Below are 13,130 nucleotides of genomic sequence, written 5' to 3'. Positions count from 1 at the left end.
TCTCTCTGCGTACCGGGAGAGTGTCGTCAGCCCAGGTGAACGGTCGGTGTCTCGGGCCTGAACGCTTCGCGATCCGGCCTGAGAACGGGGGTGAACGGTGTCGGAACCCCGCATGACCACTCCTACACTGACCACATGGACAACGCGTGGCTCGTGCCACTGTCGATGCTCCTCGGCGGGGTCTTCGGCGCGGGCGTCGTCGGGCTCATCATCACCGCCGAGCGCACGGCACGGGCAGCCGACGTCGCCGAGCGCACCCTGCCGGACGGCGTTGCCGCGGTCATCGCCACGATGCACAACCCGGCCGTGGTCGTCGACCCGTCGAACACCGTGGTCGCCGCGTCACCCCAGGCGCTCACGATCGGCCTGGTCGTGCGCCGGCGCCTGGTGCACGACGAGCTGCGCTCCCTGGTCGACCGCGTCCGCGCCAGCGGCGAGATGGGGTCCGAGGACATGGAGCTGCCGCGTGGACGACGCGGTGAGCTCGTGGGCTACCTCAGCTTCCGCGCCGCGCAGCTCGGCAACCGCTACGTGCTGGTCACCGCGGACGACCTGACCGAGTCCCGGCGCATCGACGAGGTCCGCCGTGACTTCGTCGCGAACATCTCGCACGAGCTGAAGACCCCGATCGGTGCGATCGGCCTGCTGTCCGAGACCCTCATCGCCGCCGCGGACGACCCGGTGCACGTGCGGAAGTTCGCCGCGCAGCTGGTGACCGAGTCGGAGCGGCTGGGTGCCCTGACGAAGGACATCATCGAGCTGTCCCGCCTGCAGTCGGTCGACACGCTCGAGTCCAGCGAGGACATGTCCATCGACAAGGTCGTCTCCGCGGCGATCGACGCCAACGAGGTCGTCGCCCGTGCCCGGGGCATCGAGCTGGTCCGCGCGAAGAAGTCGAAGCTGCGGGTGATGGGGAACCCGTCGTTGCTGCAGGTCGCGGTGTCGAACCTCATCGCGAACGCGGTCAAGTACTCCCCGGACCACACCCGTGTCGGTGTCGGCGTCCGGAGCAGCAAGGGATTCGTCGAGATCGCGGTGACCGACCAGGGCGTCGGCATCCCCGAGGCCGATCTCGACCGGGTGTTCGAACGCTTCTACCGCGTCGACCCCGCACGGTCGCGGGCCACCGGAGGCACGGGCCTCGGTCTCGCGATCGTGAAGCACGTCGTCGGCAACCACGGCGGCGACGTGCGCGTGTGGTCGCAGTCCGGCAAGGGCTCGACCTTCACGATCCGCCTGCCCGAGGCGGACACCGAACTGACAACAGCACTCGAAGAGCAACTGGAAGAGCAGCCATCGTGACCAAGATCCTCATCGTCGACGACGAGCCGGCCCTGAGCGAGCCCCTGGAGTTCCTGCTGCAGCGTGAGGGGTACGAGACCTCCGTCGCTGCGGACGGCGTGACCGCCCTGTCGAAGTTCGACAGCGAGAACCCGGACCTCGTCCTGCTGGACCTGATGCTGCCGGGCCTGTCTGGCACCGAGGTCTGTCGACAGATCCGCACGCGGTCGAACGCGCCGATCATCATGTTGACCGCCAAGGACTCCGAGGTGGACATCGTCGTCGGGCTCGAGCTCGGCGCCGACGACTACGTGACGAAGCCGTACTCGACCCGCGAACTGCTCGCCCGCATCCGTGCGGTGCTGCGTCGACGCACCGAGGACGACCCGGCGGACAGCGGCATCCTGCAGGTCGGCGGCATCCGGATGGACGTCGAGCGCCACACGGTGTCGGTCGACGGGTCCGAGACGCCGATGCCGCTCAAGGAGTTCGAGCTGCTCGAGCTGCTGCTCCGGAACGCCGGTCGGGTGCTGACCCGCGGGCAGCTCATCGACCGGGTGTGGGGCTCGGACTACTTCGGAGACACGAAGACCCTCGACGTGCACATCAAGCGCATCCGCTCGAAGATCGAGCGCGTTCCCTCGACACCCGAGGTGCTGGTCACCGTGCGCGGTCTGGGGTACCGGATCGAAGCCTGAGACGGCAACTGACGGGAGGCCCGGTGCCGGTCCCGGGGACCGGCACCGCGCCTCCTGTCGGTACGTCTGGTGCGGCTGGTGCTGCTGGCGCGGCCGTCGGTGCGCCCGTCGGATGCGTCCGGACTCAGCCGGCCGGCGTCGCCGTCGGGGTGTCGGTCGGCTCGGAGGTCTCGCCGGACTCGGCCGTGCGGGTCGGGGTCGGCGTGGAGGTCGGCGCCAGGGTGTTGTACTCCTCGAGCGCGCTGGTCAGGACCGGCACGTTGGCGGAGACGCCCTCGGCACCGGCGTACGAGAAGTACACCTTGACGAGCGAGCCGGGCGTCACGTCGGCGCCGCGGAACACGACGGCGTCCGTGCCGGCGGCGCGGGTGCCCTGCGTCTCGGCGCCGCTCTGGACGCTCGACTCGGCGCTGGCAGCGGTGCCCGACGACGGGTCGACGTGCGAGTTGGCCGGGACGACCACGGTCTGGGCGACGCTGGCGACCTCGATGGTCAGCGTGATGTCGTCGGCGCTGGTGTTGACGATGGTGCCGACGAACCGGGCGTTCTTGCCCGAGTCGGAGATGAGCAGCGCGTTGCGGACGTCGACCTTGCCCGTCGAGACGTTCACGCCGTCGGTGATCTGCCGGATCTCGCCGGTGGACGCCGGCGACATGAACTCACAGCCGGTCGCGCCGAGCGCGATGGTTGCCGCAACGGCGACGGACACGAGTACCCGAGCTCGCAAGAGATTCCTCCGAAGATCACGATGCGAACGGCCGTTCGGTCCGACGCGCCTCCATCCTAGCGATCACCCGGTGGGGCTTCCCGTCACGAACCCCGTGGTTGCTGGGCCCCTGTGGTAAACTGAGTGCCGCGGAACGGAGCTTCACACATGCAATTCGAAGTCGGCGAAACCGTCGTCTACCCCCATCACGGGGCGGCAACCATCTCAGAAGTCAAGACCCGGGTCATCAAGGGCGAGGAAAAGGTCTACCTGAAGTTGCGGGTCACCCAGGGTGACCTGACGATCGAGGTGCCGGCGGACAACGTCGACCTGGTCGGTGTGCGTGACGTGATCGGCAAGGAAGGCCTCGACAAGGTCTTCGAGGTCCTGCGTGCACCGTTCACCGAAGAGCCCACGAACTGGTCCCGTCGGTACAAGGCGAACCTCGAGAAGCTCGCGTCCGGTGACGTCATCAAGGTGTCAGAGGTCGTCCGCGACCTGTGGCGCCGTGACCAGGACCGCGGCCTGTCCGCGGGCGAGAAGCGGATGCTGGCCAAGGCCCGGCAGATCCTGATCTCCGAGCTGGCACTCGCCGAGAAGACCGACGAGGACAAGGCATCGACCGTCCTCGACGAGGTCCTCGCCTCCTGAGCTGACCAGGGCGTGCCCGACACCATCACGACGACCCCACCGACCGATCCGGTCCGTGGGGTCGTCGTCGTTGCGGCAGGCTCCGGCACCCGGCTCGGGCTCGGCACGGCGAAGGCGTTCGTCCCGGTTGCCGGACGGGTGATGCTCGAGCGGGCACTGTCGCCGCTGTTCACGCTGCCGGACCCGGTGTTCGTCGTCGTCGTGGCACCGGCCGACCGCGTCGACGAGTGTCGAGCGCTCGTGGCGTCCGTCGCCGACGTCGCTGTCGGGTACACCGCGGTGGTCGCCGGCGGGGACGACCGCCACGCGTCGGTGCAGGCCGGGCTCGCGGCGCTGCCGTCGTCGGTGCAGACGGTGCTGGTCCACGACGCCGCGCGCTGCCTGACCCCCGCGGCGCAGTTCCAGGCCGTGTTCGACGCCGTCGACCAGCACGCGTGCGGCATCGTCCCCGCGCTGCCCGTCACCGACACCGTCAAGCAGGTGTCCGGCGACGTCGTGGTGGACACGGTGGACCGGTCTGCGCTGGTCGGGGTGCAGACGCCCCAGGGCTTCCCACTCGCTGCGCTGCGCCGGGCGTACGCCGTGTCGATCCAGTCGGAGACCGACGATGCCGGGGTGTTCCAGGCCGCCGGCGGCACCGTGCGGTTCGTCCCGGGGGACGCCGACGCGTTCAAGATCACGACCGCGTGGGACCTGCGGCGCGCGTCCGCGGTCGTCGCCGAGCGCACCCGGTCGGACCTGCCTGCCGCTCCCCGCATGGACGTGCGGATGGGGCTCGGCATCGACGTGCACGCCTTCGACGCGGGCGCCGTGTGCCGTGTCGGCCTGCTCGAGTTCCCGGGTCAGGACGGCCTGGCGGGACACAGCGACGGGGACGCGGTGGCCCACGCGGTCTGCGACGCCCTGCTCTCCGCCGGCGGACTCGGCGACATCGGTGGACGGTTCGGCACGTCCGACCCCGCCTACGCCGGCGCGACCGGCGACGTCTTCGTGCGCGGCGCCGTGCAGGCACTGGCAGCGGCCGGCCTCGCGCCGACCTCCGTCACCGTGCAGGTGATCGGCAACCGCCCGCGCATCGGATCCCGGCGCACCGAGATGGAAGCGGCCCTGTCGGCGGTCGTCGGAGCCTCGGTCGCGGTCTCGGGAACGACCACGGACGGGCTCGGGTTCACCGGACGCGGCGAGGGGCTCGCGGCGATCGCGACGGCCCTGGTCGTGCCGGTCGCCCCGTCCTCCTGAAACAGCGGCCACGCGCCGATTAGGGTTGGTGCGTGACCGTTCGCCTCTACGACTCCCGTGCCGCAGACGTCGTCGACCTCGTCCCGCTGGTTGACGGACAGGTCAGCATGTACGTCTGCGGTCCGACGGTGCAGTCGTCGCCGCACGTCGGACACCTGCGGTCCGCCCTGGTCTACGACATCTGGCGCCGCTGGCTGACCCACCGCGGGTACCACGTGACGCTCGTGCGGAACGTCACGGACATCGACGACAAGGTGCTCGACCTGGCCGCTGCCGCGGACGAACCCTGGTGGGCACGGGCGTACCGCGTCGAGCTCGAGTTCAGTGCCGGCTACGCCGCGCTCGGCATCCTGCCGCCCACGTACGAGCCCCGCGCCACGGCGAGCATCCCCGAGATGCAGGCCATCATCGCCACGCTCGTCGACCGCGGGCACGCCTACCCCGCGGCCGACGGATCGGGTGACGTCTACTTCGACACCGGCAGCTGGGACGCCTACGGTGCGCTCACCCGGCAGCGCCGCGACGACATGGTCGAGGCCGCCGACGCCGATCCGCGCGGCAAGCGGGACGCCCGCGACTTCGCGCTGTGGAAGGGCACCAAGGCGGGCGAACCGACCACCGCCTCGTGGGACTCCCCGTGGGGCGCCGGTCGCCCGGGGTGGCACATCGAGTGCTCGGCAATGTCGAAGCGCTACCTCGGTGCCGCGTTCGACATCCACGGCGGCGGACTCGACCTGCGCTTCCCGCACCACGAGAACGAGCTCGCGCAGTCGACCGCGGCCGGCGACGGGTTCGCGTCGTACTGGCTGCACAACGGCCTGGTGCACGTCGACGGCCAGAAGATGTCGAAGTCGCTCGGCAACTCCATCTTCGCGGCCGACATGCTCGGCAGTGCTCGTCCGATCGTCGTCCGGTACTTCCTGGGTGCGGCGCACTACCGCTCGACGATCGACCACCACGACGGGTCCCTGGCCGAGGCCGAGGCAGCGCTCGACCGCATCGCCGGGTTCCTGGAGCGCGGTGCCGCCGCACTCGAAGGGGTCGTGCTGACGGACGCTCCCGGGGTCCCCGACGCGTTCGCCGCCGCGATGGACGACGACCTGTCGGTCCCCCAGGCGCTGGCCGTCCTGCACGACACGGTGCGCGCCGGCAACGCCGCGATGGACTCCGGCGATGCGGAAGCGCTCGGGGTCGCGTACCATCAGGTGGCTGCGATGGTGGAGGTGCTCGGCATCGACCCGCGGGCGTCTCACTGGTCAGGTGCCGGTCACGACGCCGCCGCGGCACCGCTGGCCGCACTGGTCGACCGCCTCGTGCAGGAGCGGTCCGACGCCAGGGCGAACCGGGACTTCGCCACGGCCGACCGTGTGCGCGACGACCTCGCCGCAGCGGGCATCACGATCGAGGACACCTCGGCCGGAACACGTTGGAGCATCGCGTAGTCGCGACGCACCGCCGCGGACTCGCGGCACCGAAGTCGCGCAGGCGGCGCCGAAGGAGCAGACCATGAAGAACATCTCGGGGAACAAGAAGGGCCGTCCCGGTGCCGTCCGGTCCGGGCGCAAGGGCAACAAGCAGGTCGGCTCCGGTGGTCAGGGTGCCCAGGCGCTCGAAGGCCGCAAGCCGACCCCCAAGGCCGAGGACCGTCCGTACCACCCCGCCGGCAAGCGCAAGGCGGCGAAGGAGCGCTTCGACGCGGCACGCACGCGCCACGGCGCCTCGAGCTCGACGGGCAACCGCACGGGCCGTCCGCCGCAGCGCAAGAGCGACGACTCCGAGCTGGTCACCGGCCGCAACTCGGTGCTCGAGGCCCTGCGCACCAAGACCCCGTCGACCACGCTGTACATCGCCGCGCGCATCGAGGTCGACGACCGCGTCAAGGAGATCCTGGCGCTGGCGAACCACCGCGGCGTGCCGATCATCGAGATGATGCGCCCCGAGCTCGACCGCATCACGGGGCACGACAGCGTGCACCAGGGCGTCGCGCTCAAGGTGCCCGCGTACGAGTACGCGGTCTCCGAGGACATCGTCGAGCGCGCGTTCGCCCGCGACCAGGTGCCGCTCCTGGTCGCGCTCGACGGCATCACCGACCCGCGCAACCTCGGTGCGATCATCCGCTCGACGGCGGCGTTCGGCGGCCACGGCGTCATCGTGCCGCAGCGTCGGTCGGTCGGGGTCACCGCCTCGGCGTGGAAGACCTCGGCCGGAGCCGCCGCGCGCACCCCCGTCGCGATGGCGCCGAACCTGACGCAGACCCTGAAGTCGCTCAAGTCGATGGGGCTGTTCGTGCTCGGGCTCGACGGTGACGGTGACGTCCAGCTCGACGCGCTCCAGCTCGCCGACCGGCCGATCGTGATCGTCGTCGGCTCCGAGGGCAAGGGCCTGTCCCGTCTGGTCACCGAGACCTGCGACGCCATCGTGTCGATCCCGATCTCGTCGGCGACCGAGTCGCTCAACGCGGGCATCGCCGCCAGCGTGACCCTGTGGGAGGTCGCGCGCCGCCGTCGCGCGGAGTAGTCGTAACCGCCAGGAGGCCCGGTGCCGGTCCGTCGGACCGGCACCGGGCCTCCAGTGCGTCACCAGGTCGCATCCGGGATCCGGGGTGGCTGCGTGGGTTGCGACTGGTCGCGAACCCCCGCGTGCGTTCCCCCGAGCGGTCGCAGATCGTCGTTCGCCGCGCCTCCGACCGACAACTCGCGACCGGTCGGCGGACATGAGCGGGGTGTTGCGACCGGTCAGCGCAGGACATGACGGGACGCAGACGGCGCGGCAGTCGCGGACGTTGCGACCGCCCGTCAGACGTTCGCGCGCCAGTCCTCGACGTCCTCGGCCTCGTCGACGTCGGCGTCGTTGTCGACCAGCGGTATCGGCAGGGTCAACGACGACGTGGGCGGGTTGATCAGCAGCCGTTCGTCGCGGCGGTGGCGCAGCACGTCGTTGATGTAGGCGGTCGTGGCCTCGGGCAGCGAGACGGACCGCTCCTCTTCCTGCGACATGAACCACCGGTGCTCCAGCAGCTCGTGGAAGACCTCGGCGGGTTCGAGCCGGCCGCGCAGGTCACGCGGGATCGAGCGGATCACCGGCTCGAACACCTTCGAGACCCACTCGTGGGCGACCATCTCCTCGTCGAGCTGGTCGCGACCGTTGCGCGCGCGGTAGGCGTCGAGGTCGTTGAGCAGCCGTCGTGCCTGGTTCTCGCCGGCGTCGAGTCCGGTCAGCCGCAGCAGTCGGCGCTGGTGGTGCCCGGCGTCGACGACCTTCGGCTGGATGCGGACCTGCGAGCCGCCCTCGGTCGTGTGGATCGACAGCTCTTCGATGTCGAAGCCGAGCGCGTTGAGCCGCTCGACACGGTCGTTGATGCGCCAGCGTTCGCGGACGTCGAACTGCTCGGTGCCCGTCAGCTCCGTCCAGAGCGTCCGGTACTGCGCGACGATCCGGTTCGAGACGTCGACCGGGTCGGCGTTCTCGTCCAGGCGCCCGCCTGCCTCGAGGTCCAGCAGCTCGCCCGCGATGTTCACGCGCGCGACCTCGAGGTCGTTCTCGCGCTGCCCGTTCGACAGGCCGCCCGGGTAGAGCTTGCCGGTCTCGGCGTCGACCAGGTACGCGGCGAACGAGCCGGCGTCGCGACGGAACAGCGTGTTCGAGAGCGACACGTCGCCCCAGTAGAAGCCGATGACGTGCAGGCGGACGAGCAGCAGCGCCAGGGCATCGACCAGACGCGTGGCGGTGTCCGGCCGCAGGGTCTGCGAGTACAGCGCGCGGTACGGCAACGAGAAGCGCAGGTGACGGGTGACGAGCACCGGGTGCAGGGGCTCGCCGTCAGCCGATGCGCGGTTCGTGATGACCGCGACCGGGTCGACGCAGGGCACGTCCATGCGCTGCAGGGTGCGGAGCATGTCGTACTCGGAACGCGCCACCTCTTCGCCGGTCTCCTTCACCGCGGCGACGTACCCGCTCAGGTGCACGAACCGCACCAGGTGCCGCGAGATGCCCTTCGGCAGGGCGACGATCGTCTCGTCCGGCCAGGCGTCGAGTGGCAGGTCCCACGGCAGGTCGAGCAGCCCGGGGTCGACGGTGGCGGCGGTGATGGCGAGGGAGTCGGGCACGGTTGCTCCTGTGGTGCGGTGTGCAAGACGGGAGGCTCGTGGCGGCGTCGCCACGGACCTCCCGTCCGGTGGGTGGAACGACGGGAGCCCGCCACCCGCCCTTGTGAGGCGGGCGCGGGCTCCCGGGTGGTGCTGGGTGTCAGGCGCTGACGACGGCCTTGTCGTCGAGACGCTCGCCCGACTCGGCGTCGAACATGTGCACGTGGCCCTGCTTCGGGCTCACGACGATCGTGTCGCCGATCGACGGGTGGCTGCGGCCGTCGACGCGGGTGACGATGTCGGTGCGGGTGCCGTTGACGTCGGCGTGACCGTAGAGGTAGCCGTCGGCGCCGAGCTCTTCGACGACGTCGACCGTGACGGGGAGACCCTCGCCACCCTGCGACACGATGATGTCCTCGGGGCGGACACCGACGGTGACCTGCTTGGAGCGGGCGTTGCTGAGGGTGTCACGGTCGACCGGGTGGTTGAGCGTGCCGAAGCTGATGCCGCCCTCGAGGACCGAGGCGGGCAGCAGGTTCATGGCGGGCGAGCCGATGAAGCCAGCGACGAACACGTTGTTCGGCTTCTCGTACAGGTCACGCGGGGTGCCGACCTGCTGCAGGATGCCGTCCTTGAGCACCGCGATGCGGTCACCCATCGTCAGGGCCTCGGTCTGGTCGTGCGTGACGTACACCGTGGTGACGCCGAGACGACGCTGCAGCGACGCGATCTGCGTACGGGTCTGGACGCGGAGCTTGGCGTCGAGGTTCGACAGCGGCTCGTCCATGAGGAACACCTGCGGCTGACGGACGATCGCACGGCCCATCGCGACGCGCTGACGCTGACCACCCGAGAGGGCCTTCGGCTTGCGGCCGAGGTACTGCTCGAGGTCGAGGAGCTTGGCGGCTTCCTGCACGCGGGTGGCGCGCTCTTCCTTGCCGATGCCGGCGATCTTGAGCGCGAAGCCCATGTTCTCGGCGACGGTCATGTGCGGGTACAGCGCGTAGTTCTGGAACACCATCGCGATGTCGCGGTCCTTCGGCGGGACGTCGGTGACGTCGCGGTCGCCGATGCGGATCGCGCCCGAGTTCACTTCCTCGAGCCCCGCGAGCATACGGAGCGAGGTCGACTTGCCACAGCCCGACGGGCCGACGAGGACCAGGAACTCGCCGTCGGCGACGTCCAGGTCGAGGGAGTCCACCGCGGGGCGGTTGCCTCCGGGGTACAGACGGGTTGCCTTGTCATAGGTGACGGACGCCATGAGCGTTCGGTCCTTTCTCCACCGGCAGGTACGTGCCGGACGATCCGAGTGAAGCGGTGTCCCCGAGGGGAACCCGGTTGGTCGTCGTCGACCAACGGTGCTCATACAACACGGTTTCCCCGGGCAGCGCCAGTGTCCTGTCCCCTTCTTGCGGGGTGGTCGGCGCACTCCCAGCACCGATTGGGCGCTTCCCAGAGCCCCCCACTACGATCGACCGGGTCTGTCCGCCGCGCTCGGGGGTGAACGCGGTCGGACCCCGATCAGGAGGACGACCCACGAATGACGAACCGCCCCGAGGGTGATGCCCGCGCCGAGCGGAACCAGCGCCGAGCAGCAGCCCGCGAGCGCGCCCAGCGTGCCCGGACCCAGCAGAAGCGCCGACAGCGGGGCGTCCGGATCGGCCTGCAGGTCGGCCTGGGGGTCGTGCTCATCGCCGCCGCGACGGTCGTCACGCTCGTGCTCATCGACTCGACGAAGCCCGCCGGGCCCGGCCCGTCATCGATGTCCCGCGGTGGCATCACGATCGGGCAGGACCTGAAGGCCGTCTCCGGCGCGTCCGCGTCCTCGAGTCCCTCGGCGAGTGCGACGGACTCCGCCGAGCCGGTGCGCATCACGATGTACGTCGACTACAACTGCCCCGAGTGCGCCGCCTTCGAGAAGACCAACCGCACCTACCTCGAGGGACTCGTCGACTCCGGAGCGGCGACGGTCGACATCCACCCCGTGGCCACGCTGTCGAACCGCTCGCAGGGCACGAAGTACTCACTCCGTGCGGCCAACGCCGCCGCGTGCGTGGCCGAGTCGTCGCCGGACTCGTTCTGGGCCGTCAACCGGGCACTGTTCGCAGCGCAGCCCGAGCAGGGCACCGCGGGGCTGACGGACGCCCAGCTGCAGCGCATCGTCCACCGTGTCGACGGGATCCGCGACACCGGCACCATCGACTCGTGCATCACGGACCAGCGCTACGGCAAGTGGGTGGACGAGCGGACGAGCGCCGTCACGGGCGGGGACGTCCCCGGCACGACGCTGAACGAGTTCCCCGGGGTGCCGCTCGTGCTGGTCAACGGGCAGCGGTACGAGTACTCGCAGCCGTTCACGAACGAGGAGTTCCGGACGTTCGTCATCACGGCCGCGGGTGCGGGCGACGAGACGCCGACCCCGACCCCGACCCCGACTCGCACCCCCACGCCGACCCCCAGCGCCTCGGCGTCTCCCAGCGCTTCCTGACCGGTCGCAACACCCCGTCGGCGTGCCGCCGACCGGTCGCCGGTCGTAGCTGCGCGCTGGCCCGGCCGACGTTTCGTGACCACTCGGCGGACGTGAGCGGGGTGTCGTGACCGCCCGGGGTGCGTCCCGGGTGCGCGTCGGGGGTCCTGGAGCCGCCCGTCTGGAGGCCCGGTGGCGGTCCGGCGGGCGTGCTCCGGGCCTCCAGGCAGTCGCGTCGGCCCGCGCCACCGGTCGCAACACCCTGTCGGTGTGCCGCCGACCGGTCGCCGGTCGTCGCTGCGCGCCGGCCCGGCCGACGTTTCGTGACCACTCGGCGGACGTGAGCGGGGTGTCGTGACCGCCCGGGGTGCGCGGCAGCGCGTGTGCGGTCGGTCAGAGCGCGGACGCGGGCACGCTCAGCGTGTCGCACGTGCCGGCACCCTGCTCGTAGCCGCGGGTGAACCAGCGCTGCCGCTGCTCGCTCGTGCCGTGCGTGAACGAGTCCGGGTCGACCTGGCCGCTCGAACGCCGCTGGATGCTGTCGTCCCCGACCGCGCTCGCCGCGGACAGCGCATCGGCGATCTGCGCCCGGGTGAACGGCTCGAAGAACGTCGTGCCGTTGGCGGACTGCGTCGTCGCGGCGTCCCCGGCCCAGGCGCCCGCGTAGCAGTCGGCCTGCAGCTCGACGCGGACGCTGCCCGACGACGCCCCGGTGCCACTGCGGTCGGTGTCGGCGAACGTGCCCTGCAGCTGCTGCACGTGGTGCCCCCACTCGTGCGCCACGACGTACATCTGGGCCAGCGGTCCCCCCGACGACCCGTACGTCGTCTGCAGGTCGTCGTAGAAGGCGGTGTCCAGGTAGATCGCGCGGTCCGGCGGGCAGTAGAACGGCCCCGTCGACGCCGAGGCCGTCCCGCACGCGGTGTCCGTCGAACCGTCGAACAGGAAGAAGTCGGGCGTGGAGTACGGGACGCCGAGCTGCCGGCTCTCGGACGTCCAGTACGCGTCGAGCGACTCGGCAGCGCCCTCCATCCGGCAGTCGATGCTGGCGTTGGCGTCCCGGCCCGTGCGGCACTCGGCCACCGGGGATGCCTGCCCGCCGTCCTGCTGGATCGGTGTGAGGCCATTGCCGTCACCGACGACACCGCTCAGGTCGACGCCGGTGAACTGGGCGATCAGGAACACCACGATCGCGACCACGCCGACCCCGCCCCCGGCGATGCCCGCGGTCCGCCCGCGCCGCTTGACCTTGCCGCCGCCGAGCTGCGAGTCGTCGTTGAACGTCATGGTCCGAGGGTACGGACGAGCGGCTCCACCGTCGCCAGGTCGTCCGCGATGCCGACGTCGACCAGTTCGATCCGCCCGGCGAGCGTGGCGCCGGGGCCCCGCAGCAGTCCCGCCTTCACCCCGCCGAAGGTGACGGTGACGTCCGCCTGCAGCACGTGGTCGTCCGCCACGGCGCCGGTGTCGACGTCGATGCCGCTCGGCACGTCCACGGCGACGACGAACGGCGCCCGCTGGTCGCGGGCGAGCTCACGGATCGCCTGCACGACCTCGCGTGCGGGGGAACGGAGCGCGGACGCGCCGTGCACGCCGATGCCGAGGACCGCGTCGAGCACCAGGTCGGCGCCGAGCGCCGCGTCGGTCACGACCTGCTCCGGCGGACCGTCCAGGAGGACCGCACCGGCTCCCAGCGCCGCTGCCAGGCCCGCCTCGTGGACCCGTGAGCCGACGCGCAGCACTGCCACGTGCCTCCCGTCGGCTGCCAGGTGCGCACCCGCGAACAGGGCGTCACCGCCGTTGTCGCCGCTGCCCACCAGCAGCAGGACCGATCCCGGTCCGTCGCCCGGCCGTTCGGCGGGGTCGTCGAGCAGCCGGCCGACGATCGTCGCCAGTCCGGCCGCCGCCCGCTGCATGAGGGGTTCCCCCGCGTCCAGGTGCGGCCGCTCCGCCGCCCGGACCTGATCACCGCCGTAGCCGTCCATGGCCGCCACAGTGCCCCG

12 protein-coding genes are annotated in these 13,130 nt (G+C 71.0%); 7 read left to right on the top strand and 5 right to left on the bottom strand.

All coding sequences use genetic code 11. The features are described 5' to 3' along the window. Positions 1–135: 135 nt before the first annotated feature. Both MT346_RS10075 and MT346_RS10070 read left to right on the top strand, forming a co-directional pair. Complete coding sequence (locus MT346_RS10075) at positions 136–1,302, top strand: cell wall metabolism sensor histidine kinase WalK (protein ID WP_243562928.1); 1,167 nt, start codon at positions 136–138, stop codon at positions 1,300–1,302. After that, positions 1,299–1,979: a response regulator transcription factor gene (locus MT346_RS10070; protein ID WP_243562927.1), complete on the top strand. Its 681-nt coding sequence runs from the start codon at positions 1,299–1,301 to the stop codon at positions 1,977–1,979. Before MT346_RS10075 ends, MT346_RS10070 begins: the two co-directional genes overlap by 4 nt. Positions 1,980–2,103: 124 nt before the next feature. On the opposite strand, the gene MT346_RS10065 is transcribed toward MT346_RS10070, so the two are convergent. Continuing rightward, positions 2,104–2,688, bottom strand: a complete 585-nt coding sequence (locus tag MT346_RS10065; RefSeq protein ID WP_243562926.1) for a hypothetical protein — start codon at positions 2,686–2,688, stop codon at positions 2,104–2,106. Between the two features lie 165 nt (positions 2,689–2,853). On the opposite strand from MT346_RS10065, the gene MT346_RS10060 reads away from it, so the two are divergent. The 4 genes from MT346_RS10060 (at position 2,854) to rlmB (ending at position 7,092) form a co-directional block, all read left to right on the top strand. After that, positions 2,854–3,336, top strand: a complete 483-nt coding sequence (locus MT346_RS10060; protein WP_017888066.1) for a CarD family transcriptional regulator — start codon at positions 2,854–2,856, stop codon at positions 3,334–3,336. Between the two features lie 12 nt (positions 3,337–3,348). Then, positions 3,349–4,575, top strand: a complete 1,227-nt coding sequence (ispD, locus tag MT346_RS10055; protein ID WP_243562925.1) for a 2-C-methyl-D-erythritol 4-phosphate cytidylyltransferase — start codon at positions 3,349–3,351, stop codon at positions 4,573–4,575. Between the two features lie 32 nt (positions 4,576–4,607). Then, positions 4,608–6,017: a cysteine--tRNA ligase gene (cysS, locus tag MT346_RS10050; protein ID WP_243562924.1), complete on the top strand. Its 1,410-nt coding sequence runs from the start codon at positions 4,608–4,610 to the stop codon at positions 6,015–6,017. A 64-nt stretch (positions 6,018–6,081) separates the two neighbouring features. Then, the gene (gene rlmB, locus MT346_RS10045) at positions 6,082–7,092 is read left to right on the top strand and encodes a 23S rRNA (guanosine(2251)-2'-O)-methyltransferase RlmB (RefSeq protein ID WP_243562923.1); all 1,011 of its coding nucleotides are present in this window, start codon (positions 6,082–6,084) and stop codon (positions 7,090–7,092) included. A 278-nt stretch (positions 7,093–7,370) separates the two neighbouring features. Here rlmB and MT346_RS10040 read toward each other — a convergent pair whose 3' ends face one another. Together MT346_RS10040 and MT346_RS10035 are read right to left on the bottom strand one after the other, a co-directional pair. Continuing rightward, positions 7,371–8,681 (bottom strand): DUF4032 domain-containing protein, encoded by a 1,311-nt coding sequence (locus MT346_RS10040; protein WP_243562922.1) that lies wholly within the window; start codon positions 8,679–8,681, stop codon positions 7,371–7,373. A 139-nt stretch (positions 8,682–8,820) separates the two neighbouring features. Further along, complete coding sequence (locus MT346_RS10035) at positions 8,821–9,921, bottom strand: ABC transporter ATP-binding protein (RefSeq protein ID WP_243562921.1); 1,101 nt, start codon at positions 9,919–9,921, stop codon at positions 8,821–8,823. Between the two features lie 279 nt (positions 9,922–10,200). On the opposite strand from MT346_RS10035, the gene MT346_RS10030 reads away from it, so the two are divergent. Beyond that, complete coding sequence (locus tag MT346_RS10030) at positions 10,201–11,148, top strand: thioredoxin domain-containing protein (RefSeq protein ID WP_243562920.1); 948 nt, start codon at positions 10,201–10,203, stop codon at positions 11,146–11,148. Between the two features lie 372 nt (positions 11,149–11,520). On the opposite strand, the gene MT346_RS10025 is transcribed toward MT346_RS10030, so the two are convergent. Together MT346_RS10025 and MT346_RS10020 are read right to left on the bottom strand one after the other, a co-directional pair. After that, positions 11,521–12,414 (bottom strand): neutral zinc metallopeptidase, encoded by an 894-nt coding sequence (locus tag MT346_RS10025; RefSeq protein WP_243562919.1) that lies wholly within the window; start codon positions 12,412–12,414, stop codon positions 11,521–11,523. After that, positions 12,411–13,112, bottom strand: coding sequence for an NAD(P)H-hydrate epimerase (locus MT346_RS10020; RefSeq protein WP_243562918.1), 702 nt, complete (start codon positions 13,110–13,112; stop codon positions 12,411–12,413). Before MT346_RS10020 ends, MT346_RS10025 begins: the two co-directional genes overlap by 4 nt. Positions 13,113–13,130: the final 18 nt, after the last annotated feature.

Source organism: Curtobacterium sp. VKM Ac-2922, from assembly GCF_022815645.1.
Lineage (GTDB): Bacteria > Actinomycetota > Actinomycetes > Actinomycetales > Microbacteriaceae > Curtobacterium.
Note: the sequence above shows the minus strand (reverse complement) of the source record. Positions and strands in the feature narration are given on the sequence as shown.

What these genes read in the sequence shown, in the direction of transcription:
- MT346_RS10075 (WP_243562928.1), top strand. Translation starts at nt 136, where the DNA reads ATGGACAACGCGTGGCTCGTGCCACTGTCGATGCTCCTCGGCGGGGTC.
- MT346_RS10030 (WP_243562920.1), top strand. Translation starts at nt 10,201, where the DNA reads ATGACGAACCGCCCCGAGGGTGATGCCCGCGCCGAGCGGAACCAGCGC.
- rlmB (WP_243562923.1), top strand. Translation starts at nt 6,082, where the DNA reads ATGAAGAACATCTCGGGGAACAAGAAGGGCCGTCCCGGTGCCGTCCGG.
- MT346_RS10060 (WP_017888066.1), top strand. Translation starts at nt 2,854, where the DNA reads ATGCAATTCGAAGTCGGCGAAACCGTCGTCTACCCCCATCACGGGGCG.
- MT346_RS10020 (WP_243562918.1), bottom strand. Translation starts at nt 13,112, where the DNA reads ATGGACGGCTACGGCGGTGATCAGGTCCGGGCGGCGGAGCGGCCGCAC.
- MT346_RS10025 (WP_243562919.1), bottom strand. Translation starts at nt 12,414, where the DNA reads ATGACGTTCAACGACGACTCGCAGCTCGGCGGCGGCAAGGTCAAGCGG.
- MT346_RS10035 (WP_243562921.1), bottom strand. Translation starts at nt 9,921, where the DNA reads ATGGCGTCCGTCACCTATGACAAGGCAACCCGTCTGTACCCCGGAGGC.